Raw genomic sequence first — 22,716 nt, forward strand, 5'->3', positions numbered from 1 at the left:
TTCTCCCTTTTAATTTTTATAATTTGTCTGGTATCGCCACAACGCTTGTTGCCATAGGTCTTTTTCTATTATCAATGCCTATTAAATAATTTACTGACATTCCTTTTTTTAAATCTTCAAATCCTGGATCTACAACTTGATTTTCATGAAAGAATATATCATTTTCAGAATCATCAGGCTTAATAAAACCAAAGTTCTTTTCTTTTAATACGCATTTTATGGTCCCTGTTTTTATATCTTCACAACTCATTTTCTCACCTCTCTTTCTCTAATTCTTTCTCTATCAAATACAACTAATTCAGTTGAACTTGTCCAAGTGTTGTTAAATCGTCTAGAGCCAACATTTTTATACATATTTATTGATGTATAATCTATTACTTTTTCTCTAAACTTTACATCTCTTCTTAGTTTCAACATTGCTTCTTTTTCACGCTGTCGAACTCTTTCAACGGATACACCTTTTTCCTCACTGATACTTTTAAGTGTTTTATTTTCAAAGTATCTCATATTTATAATATCTCTCGATGCATCAGGCAATGAATCAACTTTTTCATGCACTATTCTTTTAAGTTCTTGTTTTTCTGAATTATCGTTGCATTCTTCTTCTGAATCATCAGATATACTATTAGCTATTAAATCCATTCTTGTTGCTGTTCCATCTTCGCCGATGGGCTCATTTAACCTTGTTGGTGATTTTATCTGCATTGCTGCTTTTATGTTGTCTAACTCATCTAAGCTGATACACATTTCAAGCCTTATTTGGTTACCTTTAGGCTCATACCCGAGTTCATTACGGAGTTGATTGTAGACTTTTTTATACTTGATTATCTTTTGTATCATATGAGCTGGTAAATCAATTTCTAAACTTCTTATTTCATTCCATATACAGAATTTAAGTATTTGTAAGAAATTACTTTCCTCAAGCGGTCTTGTTATATCGTACCGTTCAACAGCTTTCACTAATGCCAGGAATGCTGATTGCATTAAATCATCTATTTCATTTATTCCATGAACTCTATTTCTTATAGTTTGGTATATAAAGCCATGATTTTTTTCATATAGTTGTAAGTAATTTTCTTCGGTATCAATGCCTTTTTTTATTAACTCAATAAGATGTTCGTTACTATCTTGATGATTCATTGATTCACCTCTTGAACTGCTTTCTTGTCTTATGTTTCATAAAATGTTTGTACTCCGCCATAAAAATTCAAGTTTATTTTGCCGGTTCTACCAAGTTTATTTTTAGCTACAATTAAGCTTCGCTCTTGTTTTTCAATATTTATTTTCTTTTCTGCTTGCTCTGCATCTGATAAAGAAGTAACTGGATCATAAAGTAAAAATATTGCATCTGCATCTTGTTCAATAGCTCCCGATTCCCTTAAATCATTCATTGCTGGCTCTGACACTTTTTTACCTGAATCTGGTCTTTTTAGTTGACTTAATGCTATTATTGTTATTTTATTTTTTTGTGCCATTGTATGAAGTTCGTTTGATATCCTTGTTGCTTTTTCATACAAACTTTTTGATTCAGCTTTTACTAAAGTCAAATAATCAATAAAAATTATATCCGCTTGTCTTTGAAGTGATTTTGTAATTATTTGATTTACCGTCATGCCACCAGCTTCTATAATTTCAAGATTAAGCTTCATTAATTCGCTTGAAGTATTTAAATATCTTGATTGTTCTTCGTCATTTAAACTTTTATGTAATATCTTGTTTAATTGAATTTTTCCAGCTGAACATATTAATTTATTGGCTATATTAATTTTATTTGTTTCTAAACTAAAGAATAATATCTTATGTTTCGTAGCCATGTTTTGCATTATATTCGTTGAAAATGTCGTTTTTCCGCTCGAAGGTCTTCCACCTATAATGATATAGTCTCCAGGACTTATAAGTACGGTATCATCAAGCTTTTTAAATCCTGTTTTATAGTAGTTTTCTTTTGAATTATAATTTTCATAGGCTTCGTTTAACGTTTCTGTCATGTTGTAACTTTTATATGCATTCGCATTTGAATTAAACATTTTACTTATTTCAATATATTTGTTTTGTAAAACCTCTGCATCGCTGTTATTTTGCCTTAAATTCGATAGCAACTCTTCCGTTTGACTAATCGCTTGTATAGTGTAATAACTTTCTTTTAAACGCTTTATATATTGACTTGTATTAGGCTTAATAAAAATTGGATTTGCTAAATCAGCTATTAAATCTTTATAAGCAACACCTAAGTTTTGCATGATAATTACAGGATCTATATCTTGTCTTTGACTATAAAGTTTTTTCATTTCTTTAAAAATTGTTTTGTATTCATTTGTAAAATGTTCTTCTTGCAGTTCTCCAAAGATTAAATATCTTTGTTCTTCATAAAGAATAGCTGTTGATAACAATGATTTTTGAATTTCTCTCATAAATTTCACCTACAATTCAGGATATATACTTGTTGTTTCTAATTCTTCGGACACATGGTTTATTTCAAAATAATCTTCATAGCGGGAATTGAAGAAAGTCGAACCATTCATTGCTTGTTTCCAGGTATTAGCTTGTAAGTCTTGCTTATAGTTATTGATTGCTGTTGTCATCTTATCAATGCCTATTTTATATATAACTTGTTTGCTTTTTTTACTTACAGTTGATTTTCCTTTTTTATTAGGATAGAGCTTCCAAAGTTCTTCAAATAAATCATTTATTAAATTGCTTGTACTATTTTCTTTAATATTTTCTTTCTTTCTTTCTTGGTTGGTTATTTCACCGTCAGTACTATTGGTTATTTCACCGTCAGTACTATTGGTTATTTCACCGTTGGTTAATTCACCGTTGGTTATTTCACCGTTGAATTTATCCCATTGATTATAATTTTTATTAAAAGCAATTATCCTTTGTTGTCCGTTTAATGTTTGTCTAATAATTTGCCTATTTTCAAGCCTTTTTAACTCTCTTTGAATATTTCTTTTGTCGGTATCTATTGCTTTAGCTAAAAAGGATAATGATATTATATGCTCCTTGCGATTAAACCCGTATGTATACCGCCAAATAACATAAATTATGCTGTGCTGTGTTGAGCTTAATTTGAGTTTTGCAATGTTATCTAATATTTCATTTGCTATTCTTGTAAATCCATTTTCAAGTTGTACGTCATTCACATCACCTCACCTCTTGTTTTTTCTCTTTTTTCTTTTTTCCCATATCTGCCTATTTATATTTAAAGCTTCAAAATGTATTTCAGGATTATTTGTAATTACCTCGAAATAAATCTCTTTATCAAAATACGATGTTCGTTCCGGTTGTCTATAATACATTGCAATTCTTTCAGCTAATAAGGCATTTTCATTTGTCATATAGAATTTTCACCTCTGTTTTTATTCGTTTAAAAAAATATTTTCTTCAGGGATATTTAAAGCATCTGAAATTTTTCTCCTCCAACCTGGGTAAGCATAAATTTTTCCATTCTCTAAGCGTGATATTTCTGAAGGTGGTATTCTTGTCATCATGCTTAAATCAAATTGACTTAATCCCTTTGAAGCTCTTATTTCCCTTAATTTATTATCTTTCATATTCTCACCTCTCTTTCATGTACATTGCTACAATATTAAAATAAAAAAAATATGCCTATAACCTTTAGTTATAGACATATCCATAAATTCTATATGATTTTTCAATATATTAAATACGCCAGCATTAGCAAAAATATTGTATCGTTTTGCAGACAATACATTTTTTACTATTGACATGACCATATTATGAATGTAAAATGATATTGAAAGAATATATAGTTATTTTGGTTTCGCAGCCCTTATAACTAAAAGTTCATGCCTTGTAAATGTTCGCAGCATTTACAAGGTCTTTTTTTTATTACATGTGCATTATATCAAATTAGATATATTAATTCAACACAACTTTTTTACATACACATTTGCATTTTAAGGCTAAATTTTATATTTAAATTTCAATACTTTCATCGATTTACATACTCTAAATAATTGTAGAAATGCAATATTTTATTGCAGATATGCATAATTTAATTTATATTAATTTTTTGTAACATATTATTTCATGCAAGTAATTAAACAAAATTGAACTTTAAAATTAATACTTTAAAATAATTTAAAATAAACCTGGCATTTACATCAGGCTTATTTTAAATAACTTAATGCACTATTTAAAATAAATAATTGCTACTCAAAATATTGTTTGAGCACATTATCTTCTAATTCATCATAATCAACATTTAACATTTTCACAAGTGTATTAAATTTCATTTGCAATTCTTCTAATTCTTCACTATCTGTTTTCTGTATACAAACTCTAGCCCCACCTTCTCCAGTACTATCAATAGCGTATATCCTGCCTTCATTATCTTGCAGATATAAAACCTTACCGCTTTCTTCTATGTCTATTAATTCAAATTTTTTACCTATCAACTTATTTCTTGCACCATTTAAACTTACAAATGTATTTTTTATCATTTTTTTATTCTCCTTTAGATTTTTTTTATAATATTGTATTACTAGCTGAAAAAATACTTTGAATACTTGTATTGTAATAATTAGCAATTTTTAATTTTATTTCATCTCTGGGTACTCTTTCAGCATTTTCATAAGCTGCTAGAGCTTTAATACTTATACCTAAATCTTTAGCAATTTCTTCTTGAGTCTTATCACCTCTTAACTCCTTTAGTTTTACTGTAAGTTTTACTGTTTGTTTTACATTTTTTCTCCTTGCTTTTTCTGCCTTAATTCCTTGTAGATAACCAATTCTAAAACCATTAAGTATAGAATCAAAGTCTCCATTGCTGTTATTCATAATTTCAACTAGATCTCCTAGTCTTAAATCGTATCTTTTATCAATAATTTCCTTTGCTTCTTCAATCTTTAACATTATATTTTTCATTTGTAATACTCCCTTCAAATTTTTTTATTGCATTTATTTATAAAATAGGATATACTTTATTTAGAATATGCCTATATATAATAGCCATTACTTTGGTCGGTGTCGGCTGTATAAAAAATTGTGGGCTTGCGTTAAAGAGTTGTTTCATCTTGAGATAGCTCTTTTTGTTTTTGATTCTGATAACCACTTACAAGTGCAAATAACCTTCTGATTAACTTTTCATCATTTGATGTTTCGATTATATTAATTAATTGTTCTTTCACAGTATCACCTCTTTTTCATTATTACTTGATTCAATTTTTTCTTTTTCATAAGCTTCTATTATTCCATCAACAATTTTTTCGTATTGTTCTCTGAAATTCCAATTAACATTAATAGTTTCATCTATAATTGAAATATACTTGTCATAATCTTTTCTATTTCGTTTCACAATACCTTACCTCCTATTACCAACAATATAAAAATTATTGTTGCTTTAAATCTTATTAAATCAGTATCGTTTAAGAACCTTGTCCAAAACCTTTTTATCATTTACACCATTCTCCTTTTCATAACATCTATCACAAAGATATCTTCCATCTTCTGTAACATTTTGATTCTCATTTGTTTCATAATCCATTAATATTCTTTTACATTTATTACAACTAATTGGTATTTGCACTTAATTCACCTCAATTCTAATCACTTATTAACTAATAAGATTTTATTACTGCATTCCTTTTTTTGTCTTTTCACTTTCCAAGTAATCCTTAACAATAAAGCTTAAATTTCTAATAGCTTTTTCACTTTCAATGCTTCCAATCATTTCAATCAATTCTTTTTTAATTTCCTCTATTAAAATTCACCTCAACTGTTATTAATATTATCAATATGCTATCATCTTTAACCTTGATATTTTTACCTCTCATGCTCGTATGAATAAAAGAGAGTATGTTGTTTTATGTCTATGGTATATTTACACCTTTAGCATAATAATTTTACGAAACATCTTCATATACACTTATAACTAATCAAATTTAAATATACCAGTTCTTAAAAAACTACCTATTTCACTTGTATCAAATTCATAACTCCTGCTGTATATCTTTCCGTCAATCGTATCTTGTTTGCTGTGTTCATATCCCAATCGCTCTAATCTATTCATGACTGTTGCTCTGTTAGTATAAAGTCTTAATCTTTTAGCTTCATAATCAATCACTCACTATGTCTGTTTCTGTATCTTGTAAATCTGCAATCTGTTTTAAACTATTTTTCATGGTTTCTTTTCGTTTTTCCAAATTATTTTTTTAATCATGTACTTTGACCTCCTAGACCTTAATATTTTTTATTCTCTTGCTTATATGAATACATGGAGCCCTTTTGTTTTAACGCTCTAGTATATTTACATTACAGACACACTTTTTTTTGTAAAAATGCTCCTATGAACTAATCTTCAAGCTATTGTTTTGTACAAATACCAAACTTTTAAAAACTTCTATCTTCTTCTTGCAATCATCATAGATTTTTTTATAATGAATTCCCTTGCTTATTTCTTCCTCGATTGTATGAAATATTATGCTTTCAACTAATGTTAAATTATTAAGCTGCACTATAGTTGCCTCATCTCTCTTACTAATTCCTACAGTTTTATTTACTAATGTTGAATACAGCCTATAATAATTGTTAGGGTGTTCACTTCCTTGACTTCTTGCATACTCAATAAATCTTTTAATGGTATCCGATTCTGTCATGCGTGTTGATTTACTATGTTTCCTCGTTTCAAACCATTCCTTAGATTGTCTTTCAATAATGAATTTCCGCATTGCATAGAATTGTCTGACTAATTCTTTTTTAAATGCTACTACAATGTTGTTATTTCTTAAAAGTGTCATTAAAAATGTAGCTTGTTCTTCGTTTAATTGATAATATTGTTCTGGTCTACCTCCAGTACTTTATCGGTTTAAAACCGATAAAGTTCCAAAATCTAAAAAATCATTTTTATAGTCATTAATTAACTCTTTTATACTAATATGTTTATTGTTTGTACCTTCTGCAATAACTAAACTGTCTGTAAAAACATCATTTCCTTTTATAGCAACTAAATCATTCAATAATTTACACCTTCATTATAATTGTCTGCCTTCTCGAGCTGCATTGTCTAAAAACTCCTTCATTAAAGGAATGTTTATTTTAGTAATAGCTCCAATTTTCACAAAACATGGAATCTGGTTTGTCCTTGCAAGCTGATAGAGCTTGTCCCTTCCCATATTAAAAATAATAGTCCCTTCTGCTATTGAGCACATATATTGATTCTTTTCCAATTCATTCACCTCATTTCTATATTATACTAAATTATATGATTTTGAATTATTATGCGCAAGAAAACTAATTTCACAAATAAAGGCGTTTATATACTTCTTAATTACCATCTTTATTTTCAATGTTATATTTATATTCAAACATAGACTAAACTGTTTAATAAAAATATCGTTACCCTTTAATTAATAATTAATTGTATATTCCTTTTATTTTTTATATCGTTTTCGAAACTTTTTGATTAAAAAAATATTCATCTGCACTTATATTATAAGAACTACAAATAATTCTTACATCATTTAGAGTAAAATCTGAACCAGTTCCATTAAGATTCTGATTGAAAGTAGATTTAGTTTTCCCCAATAATTTAGCTACTTCGTATTGTTTGATATCCTTTTCTACTAAAAACCCCTTTAATTTTAAATATGGTTTATGTGTTCTATCTATTTTCACCAACACCCCTCCTTTGTTATTTGATTCGAAACTTTGTTTAAATTAAGTATATCAAAATAAAGTTTCGTTGTCAATAACTTTATTGCATTATTTCAAAAATAATATTTGCTTTTTCGAAACTTGTTTGCTATAATCAAATTATTATATTTAAGGAGTATATTTTTATGAATATTGAATTCGGACAACGTTTAAGAAAAATAAGAAAAGAAAAAAATTTAACTCAAGAAGAGTTGTCTATTAATTTAAATAGAAAATATAACACAACCATTAATAAAGGTATGATTTCAAAATGGGAAAATGGTAAAGAACAACCTAGACTTGAATTTATTCTAAATATTTCTGACTATTTAAATATTGATGTAGCATATTTAATGGGATTTAAAGACTCTTTAAAAGGTAGCAATTTATTTCCTGATGACGATATTGATAAAGTTATTAATAAAAACATTCCTAACTTTATTAATTATTTGAATGATGTATGTAAGGAACTATTGATTTTCAATGAAAAATTGACAGATGAATATTTTATGGAAATATCATATGAAATATCAAAAGATATCTCAGAAAAAATAGACTATGACTTCTATATGGATATTATTAATAAGTGTATTGAAAATACAGAAAAATATAAAGAGTCAATTACTATTAGTGATATACATAAAGAAATTAAAAATATAGATATACTTTATGAAATCAAATCTTTTATAGAAGGTAAATTCATAAATACATTTTATGATATTTATAGCTATGTTTATGATATTGAAACTTCAGTTTTTGATATATTCAATTCAGAAAAAGATAGTTTTAATATAAAACCAATTATTGAAAATATAGATTATGTTAAATTTATAGAAGATATGTCACTTGAAATATCTGAAATAGTCGAAAATGAAGTATTTCATAGTGTTCTTAAAGAAATTCTTATTTTTTTTACAAGACAATTAAATGTAAAAGCAAAAGAAATGGTTCTAGAATATATTAAATTTCTATTAAATAATGATATACATAAAGAATCAAATAAAATGTCTAAATAAATCTGGGGGATATATAATGAAAATAGGACTAAGAAAACCAAGTTTAAAGAAGAGTATTAAAGCTCGCACTACTGGAAGAATTAAAAGGGAAATCAAAGGAACTATTAATCCTTTGTATGGTAAAAAGGGCATGGGGTGGATACGTGACCCTAAAAAAGCTATGTACAACAAAGTGTACAACAAAACAACATTTAGTATATTTGATGTATTTAAAAAGCTATTTAAGTGAGGTGTAATAAATGGCGAACAAACCAAAGACAAATGCAAATGCAAAAGGACATGACTATTTTCGTGTACGTGCATTAATGGGATATGACAGTAAAGGAAGTCCAGTTTATAAAAATTTTTACGGTTCTTCTAAATCAGATGCTGAAAAAATGAAAAAGAAATATCTAGATGATTTAGAGGACGGTTTAAATCCTGACTTAGCATCACAGTCACTAAGTCAGGCAATGTATACATGGTTGTGGGATATTGAGAAATATAACGGCAATAAATCGTCCAGTTTCGAAAGATATGAGAGTATCTATAGAAATTATATAAAAAATTCAAAACTTGGTTTATTGGTTGTGTCTGAAATAAAAAAATTACCTGTACAGAAATATTATAACTCATTAGTAAATGAAGGTAAGAGCGAATCACAGGTTAAAAATCTTCACAAACTACTTAATAAATTTTATAGGTATGCCGAAACCGAAGGATATATAATCAAAAATCCACTCGTAGGATTGAAACTGCCTAAAGGTAATGAAGAAGACCTTGATGAAGATGATAGGATTGTCGAAACATTCACCAATGAAGAAATAAACAAAATACTTGCTAGTCTAGAAAATGTAAAATTACGATATATAATCGTCTTTGCATTGCTGACTGGGTGTAGACAAGGAGAAATATTGGCTCTTAAAAAATCAGATATAAAAGGCGATGTTATTAAAATAAATAAAAGTGTTCGTAATGTTAAGATATTTGATGATGAAGAAAACTATTCACATGAATTGAAAGTAACTAAACCTAAAACAAAGAGTTCCAATAGAGAAATACCAATAACCGCTAAATTGCATTCAGAACTCAAAAAGTTAGATAAGCTAAATATGGAGGAAAAATTAAAACTCGGACCTGCATATACTGCAAACAATCTTTTATTCCCCTCATTGACAGGTACTCATATAGATGCTAAAAATCTAAGAAGGTCATGGGAACGTGCTTTAGATAATGTAGGAGTCCCTAGGAAGAAATTTCATGCTTTAAGGCATACATATGCCACAAGATTATTTGAGAACGGAACTTCCATTTTGACAGTGTCAAGATTACTCGGTCACAGTTCAACCAGAACAACTGAAATATATACTCATGTATTAGAAGAAGTAAAAGCTAAAGAAGTTGAATGCTTAGATGCTATTTTTTATTAGAAGATAAAAAAGTTCGCCAAAAGTTCGCCACTATGAGAAAAATAATACTAGAAAATTTTAGTAAACATCAGTAAGATATTTGTTGATATTTCAATATTTTTAGAAAAGTTTAGTATACATCAGAAAGCTATTTTTCAATTCCAGGCGTCGGGGGTTCGAATCCCTCATGGTTCACCAAAATTAAAAACAAAAGAACTTACTAAATTTTATTTTACATTAAGTTCTTTTGTTTATTCAAATAACAACAAGAATATTTTCATTAATTTTTAAATTCTTCAAGCACCTTAAAATCAATTTCCGCAATATCTTTAGTATTTTTAATAATATCTGCAATCAAATTATAATTTTTATCAATATTTTTATTTAAAACAAGTAGTTTATTTGATGTTTTGAAAACAATAGGATATAACATATCTAACTTATTCGCATCTTTAACTATGCTTTTGAAATCGGACCATGGATAAATATAATTCTTCTTTCCATTAAAGTGTATAAGTGCATTATTAGTTACCTGATAATATATTGCTTTATGTTTAGATATTGATTTTGTACACAAAATTGTATTTAGAACTCCAATCAATGCAAAAAGCCCAACTAAGGTTATTCTTATGCTTTTATAACTTGATGATTTGGAAAACAAAATATTAAAAATTACAAAAAAAGATAATATAATAACCATATCAAGATACATATTTTTTATTAATTTTGATATATATTTTTGTTTGAGGAAATATTTTTTTCCAATATAATCCTCATGTTTTTTTAACTCATTTCTAAATTCATCCATTATATTACCATCCTTTTTATTATATTACATCTTATCATACATTTTTTATAATATAAATAGTTTTATATTATGTTAATCTAAATAGTAATAACTTTTTGTGTGACAAATAAAAAATTGCTAAGTTCTCTTTAGTATTTTTAATTGAATTATTTTTTCTCACAAGAAAACAGACAAGGTTAATACCATGTCTGTTCTTGTCTATATATTATATTTATTAAAGTTCTTTTGCTTTTTCTTCATCTCTTAGAATACGAAGTGCTCCATATGCTAATGCTTCCATTTCATTTTCACCAGCAACAATTTCTACTGGTACAAGCTTATCAATTCTAACTTTTATCATATCTGTAAGCATTTTCGAATATGCCATACCACCAGTTAATATAACCGCATCAATTTTTTCTTCAAAGCTTGCTAACAGAATTCCTATGCCCTTTGCAACTTGAAGTGCCTCTGCTTCATATACTAACTTAGCATATTCATCTCCATCTGAAATTCTTTTCTCAATCTCACGACAATCGGTAGTTCCTAATAAGGATTTAAGCCCACCTTCTCCCCTTATTTTCTTTAGCATTTCTTTTTTCGTATATTTTCCAGAATAGCACATTTCAACAACATAAAATAAATTAAGGCTTCCAGAACGATCTGGCGAAAATGGACCTGCATCATCACTAACAGAATCTATAATTCTACCGTGTTGATGTGCACTAATACTTATGCCCCCACCCATGTGTGCTACAACATAATTCATATCCTCATATTTTTTACCATGACTTTTTGCCAATCTCATTGATATAGCCCTAGAATTTAACACATGACAAAAGCTTTCTCTTTCTACTTCCTTAAAACCAGTAACCTTAGCAACAGGTAGCAATTCATTGCTTGTTACCGCATCATAAATATAAGCTGGAATTCCTAATGGCTTAGCAAAAGAGTCAGCTATAAGTCCACCTAAGTTTGAAGCATGCACAAATATTGGATTGTTTTCAAGTTCATTTCTCATCTTTTCATTAACAATATATCCACCTGTAGTTAGGTTCCTTATAATTCCACCACGTCCAACTACTGCAGACAATGTAGACGAATCTATTTTTGCCTCACTTAGGTATTTTCTAATTATGTCTTTTCGATAGTCAAATTGCTCTATTAATTCTGAAAATTTACTAAGTTCCTCAACAGAATGTTCAATGTTTTTTGAGAAAATTTCTTTTTCCTCATCAAATACTGCTATTTTGGTACTTGTAGAACCTGGGTTGATTGCAAGTATTCTGTAACTCATAAATTTCACTCCTTAACGTAGATTTAGTAGTATATCAATTTATATTGTATTTATTATATCATAAAGCAAGCCAGATAACGGCTTGCATCACAACGATTCAATAAATACATCAAGACAAAGACTTATGTCTTTGTTTCATTAATTGTATTTATTATAGCACAAAATTTATAAAATTACATGTTTTTTTGTATAAGTATCGTTTATAAAAAAGTTTGTATGTTTTCAATATGATGACAATATTTATTTGTGAATAATAATAATAGTAATAGTAATAATAAGCCCTTTATTTATAATAATATTTCTTGCAATAACTTGTTGTTAATATTATAATGATAAAAAATACTTTATTAAAAATAAAAAAAATGAGGATTTTTACAAATGACATATGATGAAAAAAAGAAATTTATAGTTAACATTGTTTATATCATAACAGTATTTGCAGTTGCATATTTTATTTTTAAATATGCAATAAAATGGGTCATGCCATTTTTTGTTGGTTTTTTAATTGCATTTATTTTAAAACCTATTACTGAGTTTATCACAAAAGTTACTCATATTAAAAGAAATGGAGTATCAATATTTGTTATAGGAATTTTTTATTTCATAATAGTAATATCTATATGGTTTTTATCTGCTTTCTTATGGAATGAAATATCGGGTTTGATAAAAATTGTACCTGGCTTATATTTTAATAAAATTGAACCTTTATTACTTAATATTAACAATTGGATTGTAGATAGGGCTAAATTGCTTTCACCAGAATTTGCTAATACTCTTTCTAATATGATAATTAGTGGTTTACAATATGTTGCATCTATCGTAAAAAATTTATCTATATACTTGGTTTCAGCAATAACTGGATTAATATCAAATATACCACTATACCTAATTACAGTTATTTTTTCTATTGTTTGTTCATTTTTCATCAGTGTCGATTATAGAAATATTACTTCGTTTATAAAACGCCAGCTTCCTAATAAATTTAATTCAAATTTAGTTGAAGCACGTAGTTTTTTATCTGGCACATTGTTAAAAATGATTAGGGCATACACTATAATATTATCAATTACATTCATTGAAATGATTATCGGATTGTCCATATTGAAAGTCAAATATGCATTACCTATTGCTGCGATTGTAGCAGTGTTAGATATTTTACCTTTATTGGGCACAGGTGGATTTCTCATTCCATGGGCAATAATTGAATTAATCTTAAAGGATTATCGTATGGGTTTTGGACTGATAATAATTTATATAGTAATTACTGTAGTCAGAAATACTATTGAACCAAGAATCGTTGGTCATCAAATTGGCCTTAACCCTGTTGTTACAATTACGGCAATGTATGCTGGATTAAGGTTGTTTGGATTTGCTGGATTTATTTTAGCCCCTATGATTTCAATTTTGATAAAACATTTAAATGATACTGGTAGAATACATCTTTATAAGTAATAAAAAAAATCGTGAAGAATTACTTTCTTCACGATTTTTTTATGACATGTTAAGCTATATAAAAATACATCATTACAAAATGACAAAATGTACCTGCTAAAACAAACAAATGAAAGAGCTCATGAAAACCGAACCATGGTTTGTCTATATTAGGCCTTTTTAACCCGTAAATCACTCCACCAACAGTATACATAACCCCACCTAGAACAAGCCAAATCACTCCGCCTAATGCCATACTTTTAACAAGAGGTGCAAATACTAAAACTGAAATCCAACCCATCCCTATATATAACCCCGAACTTACCCATCTTGGAGCATTAATCCAAAAAATTTTTATAAATACACCTATAAGTGTAATAGTCCAAACAACACCTAAAAGCGTATATCCTACAACACTTTTTAAAGCAAGAAGGCATATAGGAGTATATGTACCTGAAATTAATACAAATATCATTATGTGATCTAGTTTTCTCATAACAAGTTTGGCTTTCTGTTTAGATGCATCAATAAAATGATATATTGTACTTGTTGAATACAATAAAATCATACTTAATCCAAATATGATAAAAGCAATTATACTCATTGTGTTTTGAGATTTTATTGCATTATACAATAGCATAATCATTCCTATTATAGCAAATATAGCACCGCCTAAGTGCGTAAGAGCACTTGTTATTTCTTTCTTATCTTTATTCATTTTAGCACCTTCCTTATATAGTTTTAATAACTATGTTATATGGCTATGATATGACTATTTTTCTAATTTGTCAATATCATAAACGAGAATCTTGTATGCTAAAGTTATTTATTTGGCAAATATAATATATTGAATTGCTGGACTTGCTCCGTAATTGTTGTAATTTTCTTTAATCTTCATTGCCACTTTATGCAATTCTTCATAATTTTCTGAATCTTTCCATTTATTAACTTTAATTAAAGCCTTATCTACTCTTTTTGCTATTGATTCATTTTTTAATAAGTTAACCTCTAAGTCATCGAAATCATCTTCAACCCTCATACCTGCATCTGAAATAAACTCTAATATTTCCTTATGCGAATATGTTTGATGGTGGTAAACTCCAGAATATGTGTCGATTAAACAATCAAGATTATGTATTAAAGCATGCGTCAAGGAAGAACCCGATTGCCCATCAGCAGGCATCTCACTAATAAGGATAATCCCATCATCTTTTTTTATCCTAAGGATTTCTTTTAGCAACGCAGGTATATCATTAACATGATGCAAAGAATTAGATATGCAAACTAAATCAAAATATTTATTAGGAAAATTTGTGTGACATCCATCCATAACCTGAAACCTTATCTTATTATTTCCAGCAAATTCAGCTTCTGCTTTTTCAAATCCTTCATTGGAAATATCTATTCCTGTAATTTCATCATACCCACTCAAATTATTAACTAATCGTTTGATAAAAGCACCATCTCTTGTTGCAATATCTAAAATTGAACCAAACTTCATATTACATAATTTTTCATTAAGACCTTTCATTTCCTACTCCTTTAAATAAACTTCTTTTAAAAAATCACCTAAAAACCGCTATGAGAAAATTTATATTACATCACATATACGATTATTTAGATGATTTTCAAAAATAAAGATATTATTAAACTTTTATATCAAGAATTTAAAAATTAATTCATTGTAAATATTCTAATTTGTTTATATTCTTGTATAATTATCTTAAGCCGTCTTCACACTTAGCTTCTTCTTTTGTAAGTCCACCTACTCTTGGGTGAGGTCTTCCACAGTTTGTTACTGAAAGTATTAATACTAATTCATTATCTCTTGGTGCATCTGGAACTCTTACTTCCATTGCATCAAAGTGAGTTCTTACAAATGCTGCATCTTTAAAGCCAAGTGGAACATCTATTGCAACTCCTGGGTAACCCATTTTTTTAGCAGAAGGTATAAGTGCTTTTCCTCCTCCTATAGCTGCTCTGAAAGGCTTTCCTAATGTTGGGTGTAGTAAAGCTGCTCCGTGTTCAAGCTCTCCATTTCCCCCAATAATTGCTGCTTTACCATAGCTCTCTACTTCGTTTTTGTCCATTCCAGCTGCTTTTAATGCTCTATCAACTAGATCTAGTGTTATCGATGCACTCCAATCTGAGAATGCTGATAAATCTTCAACATATTTTCCTGCATATGGGTTTTCAAATACTACTGCTATAGCTGCTCTTTTATGGCTTCCTTCTACTTCTTTTCCACCATCGCTTTTGATATCTTCTACAAATGTGTAATACTTTCTAATTTTAACATCCATCTTCATTTCCTCCATAATTATATTTTTTTATTCTTAATAATTCTTAATAAACAAATAATTAACAAACTATACTAGCAAACTTCTGCTTTTGTTTTTGGTGGTGGTGTATTTTTGCTCTTAGTAACCATTACTTTTCCATCAACAACTACCATTGAAATTCCTGGCAAATCTCCTGCTTCTAATGCTTCTAAACTATTCTCTCCTACTGAACCCATTGGAGTATCCATTATTACGAAATCAGCTTCTTTTCCTTCTTCAATTAATCCTGTGTTTAAACCATATACCTTTGCAGTATTTCCAGTTGCAAAACACAATGCTTCTGCTGCTGTTATTTCTGACTCTGAAGCTATATATGATACTGTTCTTAATACTCCTAATGGTATAAATCCTGTACCTGATGGTGAATCATTTCCTACGATTACTCTATTTAATTCACCTTTTGCTTTAACTGCATTTACTGTATGCTTCATTATTTTATAATTACCGCATTGTACTATCTCTAAAGTTAATTTTGTATCATTAACAAGCTTATCTACTTCTTGTGGAGCTATTGCTGTTGGACCACCATTGATGTGTGACACTACATCTGGATCAGTATTTATTACATCATCAGCAGTTATTGTACTGCTTCCAGGTATAGATGTTCCACCCGTATGCATCATTACTTTAAATCCATTTTTCTTAGCCCACTTAACCATTGGTGCTGCAATTTCTGGGTTATTAACTGAACCTAGTCCTATTTCACCTACTAACCAAACTCCTTCTTTGGCAAGTTCTTCAAAATCCTTTTCTACTAGACCTTTTTCTAAAATCAATGCTCCACCATGCAGTTTTACTCCACCTGGTCTAGCATTTTGCGAACTTTTATGTGCAAGCATTGCTAATGCTTTTGTACCTGCAGCATCTTTTGGTCTACCTGGTGTATGACACTCTCCAGCTGATATCATTGATGTAACGCCACCATTCATTGAACCCTCAATGAATCCTAATGTATTTAATCTTGGTGTAAAATCACCTAACACTGGGTGGACATGTGAATCTATGAATCCTGGTGCAACGGTTGTACCATTTGCGTTAATAACCTTATCACATTTACAATTATCTAAAATACTTTCATTTCCTACTTTTTTTATTTTACCATCTTCTACAATAATTGTATTTGCTTTTGATACAGGATTATTTATATCTCCTGTAATTAAAATACCTATGTTTTTAATAGCTAAAGTTGACATTATCTTACCTCCTATAATTTTATATTTATTATTATACTTATTAAACCTAGCATATTTCATGCCATTTATTTAACAAGTTAATATTTAGAACATTACCGCATATAATTAAATAATATTATAAACATAAAGTAACACAACATTTCAATTTTGTAATGTTATTTCTTTTGAATGACTATAATACACTAATAAACTTGCGTAACATATATTTCACAAATGAAACAATCCTTTCATTTATGAAGTAATTATCTATAATATATTAGAAAAATACTAATATTTATATTTTAAAAACTGAAACTAAATTCTTTAATTCAAGTGCAATTTGAGCAAGATCTTCACAAGATTTACCTACCTCCGACATAGAAGCTGCTTGCTCTTCTGTTGAAGCTGAAGCTTCTTCTGTACTCGCCGCATTTTCTTGAGCTATTGAAGATAAATTTTGAATAATGCCTAATATCTCAGCCTTTTTTTCTTCCATATCTTTGCCTGAAATATTTAATTGTTTAATAGCATTCTCTGCATTATTCATAGCCTTAAGTATTTCTTTGTATTTATTTTCTGAATTTGACACACTTTCTATTTGCTGTTTAAAGTAGACTAAAACTTCTTGTATAGTATTTACAGAATTAGTTGAGTTTATTTGCAACTCATTAACTGCCTCATCTATTAATTTAGTTGAATCCGCTGATTGTTCAGCAAGCCTTTTAATTTCAGCAGCTACAACTGCAAATCCCTTTCCATGTTCCCCAGCTCTCGCTGCTTCAATTGCAGCATTTAAAGCTAATAAATTTGTCTGTTGTGATATTGATGCAATTACCTCACTTGCCTTACCAATATTATTAGCACTTGTGTTAGTTTTTATAATATCCTCATATACTTCTTTTATTGACATTTCATTATCAGATGTCTTCAATGTAAGGTCATTCATAATTTCTAAACCGTCATCAATTAGTTTAATAACTATATTAGTATCTTCGTTTAACTCTTCCATATTTTGATTATTTGTTTCTATCAAATCACCTAATTCATTAACCTTAATAGAACCAACTTCTGTATCTTGAGCTTGATTACTTGCCCCTCTAGCAATTTCTTCAATTGAACTTGCTACTTCTTCAGATGAAGCTGTAGTTTGTTGAGCTGTAGCACTTAATTCTTCAGAAGACGTTGCTACTTGCTCAGAAGTATTAGTTATATTCCCTATAAGTTTGATAAAACTCTTATTAAGCGTGTCAATAGCTCTTGAAAGTTCACCGGTCTCATCCTTTTTATTAAGATAAGATTTTGAAACTTCTTTAGTAAAATCTCCAGAAGCAATTAACTTTATATGCTTTGTAACAGTTGATATAGGATTTGCAATTTGAATTCCTATTAACAAAACAAGCACAAATGCAATAACTATCATTACTATAGAAATTAAAATCGAATTTTTGGCTAATTGTGATAATTCTGACAATATTTCTTCATTATGGGCCGTAACAGCTAAAGACCAATCAGTTCCATTAATAGGTGTATACCCAATAAGACGATCCTTAGTACCATCATGATACTCTCCTGATCCAGTTTCAGCATTTATCATCTTATTAACTATCTCAGTAAGTTCACTTATACTATCATTTTCTGTACTGCTCTTTAATAAATTATGACTATCAAGTACTAAATTACTATCTTTATGAGCTACTAACGTCCCTTCTTTATTAATAATAAAAGTTTCGCCATTCTCTCCAATGTTAATATCACTTACAACATTGCTTAAATCACTACCATCTCTTACTGCAGCAATTACACCAGTAATTTTTCCATTTTCTTTAATTGGAACTGAATAAACAATTATGATCGTTCCATCTTCCTTACTAACTAAAGGATCAGATACATAACTTTCGCCACTCAATGCTTTTTGGAAAAACAATCTTTCCTTTAATTCGTATATTTTACCATTTGTTGCAACTGCATGTCCATTAACGTCTATAAGATCAACTATTTGATGACCACTTCTTTTTAATTCTTCATTAAGAAGAATTAACTTATCTTCTGCTGAATTTTCTGGATCAGAAATTCTTGGTTGAGATGCCAATGTTTCTAGTTTTCCTAACTGTTCTTGCATCCTCGCTTCAATTGTTTTGGATGCTTGACTAGCTATAATCTCTAAATCATATTTTGTAGAACTTTTTAATACACTAGATGCCTCATAATATGATATGTAACCTAAAACTGCACAAATAGCTATAATAATAGCTGAAAAATACGTTACGATTTTTAACTTTATACTTTTCATTATTTCCCCCAAATTTTTTTAAATTTATACAAAACTAACATTCAAATTATCTGGGAATTTGACTATATCGTTTCCTATACATATAATTGCACCGCTTATTATACCTCTTTTATACAAATCCTCCGCTGCACTTAACCCGTTAAATAGAGCTTTATATTTATTTTTTTCATTTATTTGCCCTACTTTTAATGTCACCATCTGTCCAGGTATATCTGTTCCTGAATCTATTTCTTCAGCTAAACACCGAACTATATTATCATCATCAATATTTGTCATATTGCCAAGATATGTGGCACAAGCATCGGCTATAGCCGCATTTTCTCCTAATGCGACTGCAGCCGTAGCTATACCTTTTGTAAAACTTCTTCCACCAATTCCACTAGTACATATACCATGGATGTTCATCTCTTTTGTAATTGTTAATATAAGTTGTCCTTTATCTGCATCTTTATATAGTGGGATTCCAACCTTAATATCTTTCCCTGTCAAATCAGTTAGTGCAAGGTCTCCACCATTATTAATAATTACTCTTGTCCCGCCTAATTCCAATGCATATTCTAGTGCGAGGTCTGAGAAGGAACCTGCTACTGCACCTAGAGTATTCAGCTCTTGATATCCACTCTGTTCAACTGCAACAATCATCTTATTTAAAACTTTTGGAAACTCATCACTTGTTTTTCTATAAGTTCGCATCTTGCTTAGTTGAGGCAGATACACAGCTAATTCCTCAAGTTGAGATATCACGCGCTCTGCAGTTATTACTCCAATTTCTGGAACTCGCTTGTCTCCAACATATACATCTATTACCATTTGTGTCGGTCCATGATCTATAAATACTCTGTTGTCTGGAAGTTGTTGAATCATAATTATTCCTCTGTTTCTAATTTTTCAAGGAGTTCTTTCATACCGATTATATGATCTGTATGTCCTCCAAGTTTTTCAAATTCATCTCTTGTCATAGTATATTCTATAGGAACAACTGTAGCAGGCGTTGGTACCCAAGTAGTCGATTCTGGAACCATTTTTGCTACATCAACCATAAAGTTTATTCCTCCTCCAGGAAGAATAAATACTGGAGCCCCAGCAACTGTCATACGAATATCTTCGTCATGAACTGCGTCTGTTAATTTTTTAGGGAATTTTGTAACACCTGCCCTAGCACTTCCACCTGTACCACCTGTACATATAACCGAAACCTTAGATTCCTCACAAGTGTCAGAAATAAGTTTAACAACGTTTATTACATCTTCTGTAATTGAGATTTCTTTTATACTTCCATCTTCTTGCACTTCTAATAATGAAGCTTTCTGCCCTGTAGTTTCTGTAACTAATATTTTATATCCTGGTTTTGCTGTATTCATATCTACTGATTTTACTGCATCAATAGGGTTTAGGATTGTAGTTCCACCCCAACCATGTCCACTTTCTCCAAAATATCTTCCTCTTGTACTTCTAACTCCAGCAGGTACTACTCCGCTATATTTCATTCCAACTTCTTCACCAGCAAAATGCTCTGAAAGTAATCCTATTACATGATAGTCAAGAACTATTGCTTCATCTACAACATCAGACATAAATCTAGCAAACATTCCTATTGTAGCACTGCCACAACCTACTCTCATAAGCTTCTCTTTTAAACCATCTATAATAGGTGCCTCACCTTGTTGAATTTCCAAAGTGCTTCCATTTTCTACTTTTAAAGTTACCCTACGTCCATTAGCCAAATCAACAATTGTTCTTGCAACTACGAAACCATCATTTCCATGACTTAACAAGTTAGCTCCACCAATTGATAACATCTTTGAACCATATTCTTCAGTAGTAATATGTCCTACTACCTTTCCATCTCTTTTTATATTTGCGCCTTCTTCTCCAATATGCATGTTTGTATCAATTTTAACTTTTACTCCACTATAGCTTAATGGTGCTTCAGTAACAACTGTTACAACATCTACGCCATTTACGTTATCTTGAACTATAAATGGAGCTGGACGGCAGCATGGATAATTTGTTCCGCTACCTGTGGCTGTAATCAATGGTTTATATGGTAATTTGGTATTTGTTGGTTCTTTAGTAACAGCTTCAACTACAAGCTTTCTATTTCTCTTTATTTCACCATTTACATTTGTATATCTCTTGCAAGCTCCTGTGCTACCAGTTGGTATTGCACAGCTAACAGGACAATTTTTACACTTAACTGTATTTTTCTCTTGTTCTTCTGTCCTTTCAATTGCTCCAAAAGGACATACCCTAAAACAAATGCCACAAGATACACATTTACTATTAGTTTTTGCTTTTTTGTCTATCATTTCTATTGCATCTAATGGACAGTTTTTAACACATAAACTGCAACCTTTACACTTATCTACAATTATGTTTATCATATAAACTTTCTCCTACCTATATTAATATTTGCTTGTAAATTAACGAATTACCTTATAGTTAGTTCAACTTAATTATTCTCTAACATACTTATCTTCAAGTTCGCCATACTCACCTAACCCAACTAAGTTGTTGAAATCTGGGAATGTAATCATTTTGTCAGTATAATTTGCAGTAGTTTCATCAACTTTTAAAGCTTCCATAAGGTCAAACATAGCTTTTGACACAACATAAGTTGATGCAGTTGGATATATTACTAAACTATATCCTATTTTTTCTAATTCGCTATTTTTAAGAAGTGGTGTTCTTCCACCTTCCACCATATTAGCTAATGTTGGAACTTTTATTTCATCATGAACTCTTTTCATTTCTTCTTCACTTTCCAAAGATTCAACAAATATTACATCAGCACCTGCTGCTTCATATGCTTTAGCTCTTTTTATTGCTTCATCAATCCCTAGAACTGTTCTTGCATCTGTTCTTGCAATTATAACAAAATCTTCATCTTTTCTAGCTGCCTTAGCTGCTTCAATTTTACCAACCATTTCATTCATGCTTACTACTTTTCTTCCAAGCATATGACCGCATCTTTTTGGAGCTACTTGATCTTCTAATTGAATAGCTGCTACTCCTGCTGCTTCATATTCCTCAACTGTTCTCATAACTGTTATTGCATTACCAAACCCAGTATCTCCATCAGCGATTACAGGAATTTTTACAGAACTTGCCATTTTTCTAGCTCTATCTAACATTTCAGTCATGCTCAACAAACCTATATCTGGTTTTCCTAATGCACTTGCTGCTTGACCATATCCTGTCATATAAACTGCTTTAAAACCTGATTTTTCTATAACTCTAGCAGTCAAAGCGTCATGTGCTCCTGGTGCTACTAATATTTCTTTAGAATTTAATAATTGTCTTAATATAGTTGTCATTTTCATAGTTTTACTCCTAA

Annotated in this window: 30 protein-coding genes; 4 read left to right on the top strand and 26 right to left on the bottom strand. The window is 29.6% G+C overall.

Translation table 11 applies throughout. The annotated features are described in order from the left end of the window. Positions 1-16 precede the first annotated feature (16 nt). The 16 genes from J2Z76_RS08385 to J2Z76_RS08450 all read right to left on the bottom strand — a co-directional run bounded on the left by J2Z76_RS08385 (position 17) and on the right by J2Z76_RS08450 (position 7,638). Positions 17-250 (bottom strand): cold shock domain-containing protein, encoded by a 234-nt coding sequence (locus J2Z76_RS08385; protein ID WP_209511587.1) that lies wholly within the window; start codon positions 248-250, stop codon positions 17-19. Beyond that, positions 247-1,140 carry a sigma-70 family RNA polymerase sigma factor gene (locus J2Z76_RS08390; RefSeq protein WP_209511588.1) on the bottom strand — a complete coding sequence of 298 codons (894 nt, stop codon included), beginning with the start codon at positions 1,138-1,140 and terminating at the stop codon, positions 247-249. The genes J2Z76_RS08385 and J2Z76_RS08390 overlap by 4 nt, the downstream gene beginning before the upstream one ends. A gap of 29 nt (positions 1,141-1,169) precedes the next feature. After that, positions 1,170-2,411, bottom strand: coding sequence for a replicative DNA helicase (locus J2Z76_RS08395; protein WP_209511589.1), 1,242 nt, complete (start codon positions 2,409-2,411; stop codon positions 1,170-1,172). 9 nt (positions 2,412-2,420) lie between these two features. Next, the gene (locus J2Z76_RS08400) at positions 2,421-3,143 is read right to left on the bottom strand and encodes a replication protein (protein WP_209511590.1); all 723 of its coding nucleotides are present in this window, start codon (positions 3,141-3,143) and stop codon (positions 2,421-2,423) included. A gap of 6 nt (positions 3,144-3,149) precedes the next feature. Then, positions 3,150-3,338 (bottom strand): hypothetical protein, encoded by a 189-nt coding sequence (locus J2Z76_RS08405; protein ID WP_209511591.1) that lies wholly within the window; start codon positions 3,336-3,338, stop codon positions 3,150-3,152. Positions 3,339-3,359: 21 nt separating this feature from the next. Beyond that, the gene (locus J2Z76_RS08410) at positions 3,360-3,554 is read right to left on the bottom strand and encodes a helix-turn-helix transcriptional regulator (RefSeq protein WP_209511592.1); all 195 of its coding nucleotides are present in this window, start codon (positions 3,552-3,554) and stop codon (positions 3,360-3,362) included. Between the two features lie 621 nt (positions 3,555-4,175). After that, positions 4,176-4,466, bottom strand: coding sequence for a hypothetical protein (locus tag J2Z76_RS08415; RefSeq protein ID WP_209511593.1), 291 nt, complete (start codon positions 4,464-4,466; stop codon positions 4,176-4,178). Positions 4,467-4,491: 25 nt separating this feature from the next. After that, positions 4,492-4,890 carry a helix-turn-helix transcriptional regulator gene (locus J2Z76_RS16980; protein ID WP_342455033.1) on the bottom strand — a complete coding sequence of 133 codons (399 nt, stop codon included), beginning with the start codon at positions 4,888-4,890 and terminating at the stop codon, positions 4,492-4,494. Between the two features lie 131 nt (positions 4,891-5,021). After that, positions 5,022-5,153 (bottom strand): hypothetical protein, encoded by a 132-nt coding sequence (locus J2Z76_RS16835; RefSeq protein ID WP_280922380.1) that lies wholly within the window; start codon positions 5,151-5,153, stop codon positions 5,022-5,024. After that, on the bottom strand, positions 5,150-5,320 hold the full coding sequence (locus tag J2Z76_RS08425; protein WP_209511594.1) for a hypothetical protein: 171 nt from the start codon (positions 5,318-5,320) through the stop codon (positions 5,150-5,152). Before J2Z76_RS08425 ends, J2Z76_RS16835 begins: the two co-directional genes overlap by 4 nt. Positions 5,321-5,380: 60 nt before the next feature. Continuing rightward, entirely contained in the window at positions 5,381-5,509 is a 129-nt protein-coding gene (locus J2Z76_RS16840; protein ID WP_280922381.1) for a hypothetical protein, read from the bottom strand. Between the two features lie 387 nt (positions 5,510-5,896). Further along, the gene (locus tag J2Z76_RS08430; RefSeq protein ID WP_209511595.1) at positions 5,897-6,088 is read right to left on the bottom strand and encodes a hypothetical protein; all 192 of its coding nucleotides are present in this window, start codon (positions 6,086-6,088) and stop codon (positions 5,897-5,899) included. A 220-nt stretch (positions 6,089-6,308) separates the two neighbouring features. Beyond that, a complete protein-coding gene (locus J2Z76_RS08435) occupies positions 6,309-6,761 on the bottom strand; it encodes a hypothetical protein (protein ID WP_209511596.1) in 453 nt (150 codons plus the stop codon). Positions 6,762-6,821: 60 nt separating this feature from the next. Continuing rightward, positions 6,822-6,980, bottom strand: coding sequence for a Rha family transcriptional regulator (locus J2Z76_RS08440; protein ID WP_209511597.1), 159 nt, complete (start codon positions 6,978-6,980; stop codon positions 6,822-6,824). Positions 6,981-6,995: 15 nt separating this feature from the next. Further along, positions 6,996-7,190, bottom strand: coding sequence for a hypothetical protein (locus tag J2Z76_RS08445; RefSeq protein WP_209511598.1), 195 nt, complete (start codon positions 7,188-7,190; stop codon positions 6,996-6,998). Between the two features lie 211 nt (positions 7,191-7,401). Further along, positions 7,402-7,638, bottom strand: a complete 237-nt coding sequence (locus J2Z76_RS08450; protein WP_245210384.1) for a helix-turn-helix domain-containing protein — start codon at positions 7,636-7,638, stop codon at positions 7,402-7,404. A 164-nt stretch (positions 7,639-7,802) separates the two neighbouring features. Here J2Z76_RS08450 and J2Z76_RS08455 point away from each other — a divergent pair, with 164 nt between their 5' ends. From J2Z76_RS08455 to J2Z76_RS08465, 3 genes are read left to right on the top strand one after another with little or no spacing between them, the layout of a single operon-like run. Beyond that, positions 7,803-8,672 carry a helix-turn-helix domain-containing protein gene (locus tag J2Z76_RS08455; RefSeq protein ID WP_209511599.1) on the top strand — a complete coding sequence of 290 codons (870 nt, stop codon included), beginning with the start codon at positions 7,803-7,805 and terminating at the stop codon, positions 8,670-8,672. Between the two features lie 16 nt (positions 8,673-8,688). After that, positions 8,689-8,901 carry a hypothetical protein gene (locus J2Z76_RS08460; protein ID WP_209511600.1) on the top strand — a complete coding sequence of 71 codons (213 nt, stop codon included), beginning with the start codon at positions 8,689-8,691 and terminating at the stop codon, positions 8,899-8,901. Positions 8,902-8,911: 10 nt separating this feature from the next. Continuing rightward, positions 8,912-10,081, top strand: a complete 1,170-nt coding sequence (locus J2Z76_RS08465) for a tyrosine-type recombinase/integrase (protein WP_209511601.1) — start codon at positions 8,912-8,914, stop codon at positions 10,079-10,081. 259 nt (positions 10,082-10,340) lie between these two features. Here J2Z76_RS08465 and J2Z76_RS08470 read toward each other — a convergent pair whose 3' ends face one another. Both J2Z76_RS08470 and buk read right to left on the bottom strand, forming a co-directional pair. Further along, complete coding sequence (locus tag J2Z76_RS08470) at positions 10,341-10,868, bottom strand: hypothetical protein (protein ID WP_209511602.1); 528 nt, start codon at positions 10,866-10,868, stop codon at positions 10,341-10,343. Between the two features lie 214 nt (positions 10,869-11,082). Continuing rightward, on the bottom strand, positions 11,083-12,144 hold the full coding sequence (gene buk / locus J2Z76_RS08475; protein ID WP_209511603.1) for a butyrate kinase: 1,062 nt from the start codon (positions 12,142-12,144) through the stop codon (positions 11,083-11,085). 378 nt (positions 12,145-12,522) lie between these two features. Here buk and ytvI point away from each other — a divergent pair, with 378 nt between their 5' ends. Next, on the top strand, positions 12,523-13,596 hold the full coding sequence (ytvI, locus tag J2Z76_RS08480) for a sporulation integral membrane protein YtvI (protein WP_209511604.1): 1,074 nt from the start codon (positions 12,523-12,525) through the stop codon (positions 13,594-13,596). Between the two features lie 49 nt (positions 13,597-13,645). On the opposite strand, the gene trhA is transcribed toward ytvI, so the two are convergent. From trhA to J2Z76_RS08520, 8 genes are all read right to left on the bottom strand, one after another. After that, positions 13,646-14,293: a PAQR family membrane homeostasis protein TrhA gene (gene trhA / locus J2Z76_RS08485; protein ID WP_209511605.1), complete on the bottom strand. Its 648-nt coding sequence runs from the start codon at positions 14,291-14,293 to the stop codon at positions 13,646-13,648. 108 nt (positions 14,294-14,401) lie between these two features. Beyond that, positions 14,402-15,106 (bottom strand): class I SAM-dependent methyltransferase, encoded by a 705-nt coding sequence (locus J2Z76_RS08490; protein ID WP_209511606.1) that lies wholly within the window; start codon positions 15,104-15,106, stop codon positions 14,402-14,404. Positions 15,107-15,293: 187 nt separating this feature from the next. Further along, complete coding sequence (locus tag J2Z76_RS08495; RefSeq protein ID WP_209511607.1) at positions 15,294-15,878, bottom strand: amino acid synthesis family protein; 585 nt, start codon at positions 15,876-15,878, stop codon at positions 15,294-15,296. A gap of 71 nt (positions 15,879-15,949) precedes the next feature. Further along, a complete protein-coding gene (locus J2Z76_RS08500; protein WP_209511608.1) occupies positions 15,950-17,110 on the bottom strand; it encodes an amidohydrolase family protein in 1,161 nt (386 codons plus the stop codon). A gap of 274 nt (positions 17,111-17,384) precedes the next feature. Then, entirely contained in the window at positions 17,385-19,379 is a 1,995-nt protein-coding gene (locus J2Z76_RS08505) for a methyl-accepting chemotaxis protein (protein ID WP_209511609.1), read from the bottom strand. Positions 19,380-19,403: 24 nt separating this feature from the next. Next, entirely contained in the window at positions 19,404-20,243 is an 840-nt protein-coding gene (locus J2Z76_RS08510) for a UPF0280 family protein (RefSeq protein WP_209511610.1), read from the bottom strand. A gap of 2 nt (positions 20,244-20,245) precedes the next feature. After that, on the bottom strand, positions 20,246-21,763 hold the full coding sequence (locus J2Z76_RS08515) for a DUF362 domain-containing protein (RefSeq protein WP_209511611.1): 1,518 nt from the start codon (positions 21,761-21,763) through the stop codon (positions 20,246-20,248). A 72-nt stretch (positions 21,764-21,835) separates the two neighbouring features. Continuing rightward, positions 21,836-22,702 carry an isocitrate lyase/PEP mutase family protein gene (locus tag J2Z76_RS08520; RefSeq protein ID WP_209511612.1) on the bottom strand — a complete coding sequence of 289 codons (867 nt, stop codon included), beginning with the start codon at positions 22,700-22,702 and terminating at the stop codon, positions 21,836-21,838. Between the last annotated feature and the right edge of the window lie 14 nt (positions 22,703-22,716).

The sequence above is a fragment of the Sedimentibacter acidaminivorans genome (assembly GCF_017873955.1).
In the GTDB taxonomy this organism is placed as follows: Bacteria; Bacillota; Clostridia; order Tissierellales; family Sedimentibacteraceae; genus Sedimentibacter; species Sedimentibacter acidaminivorans.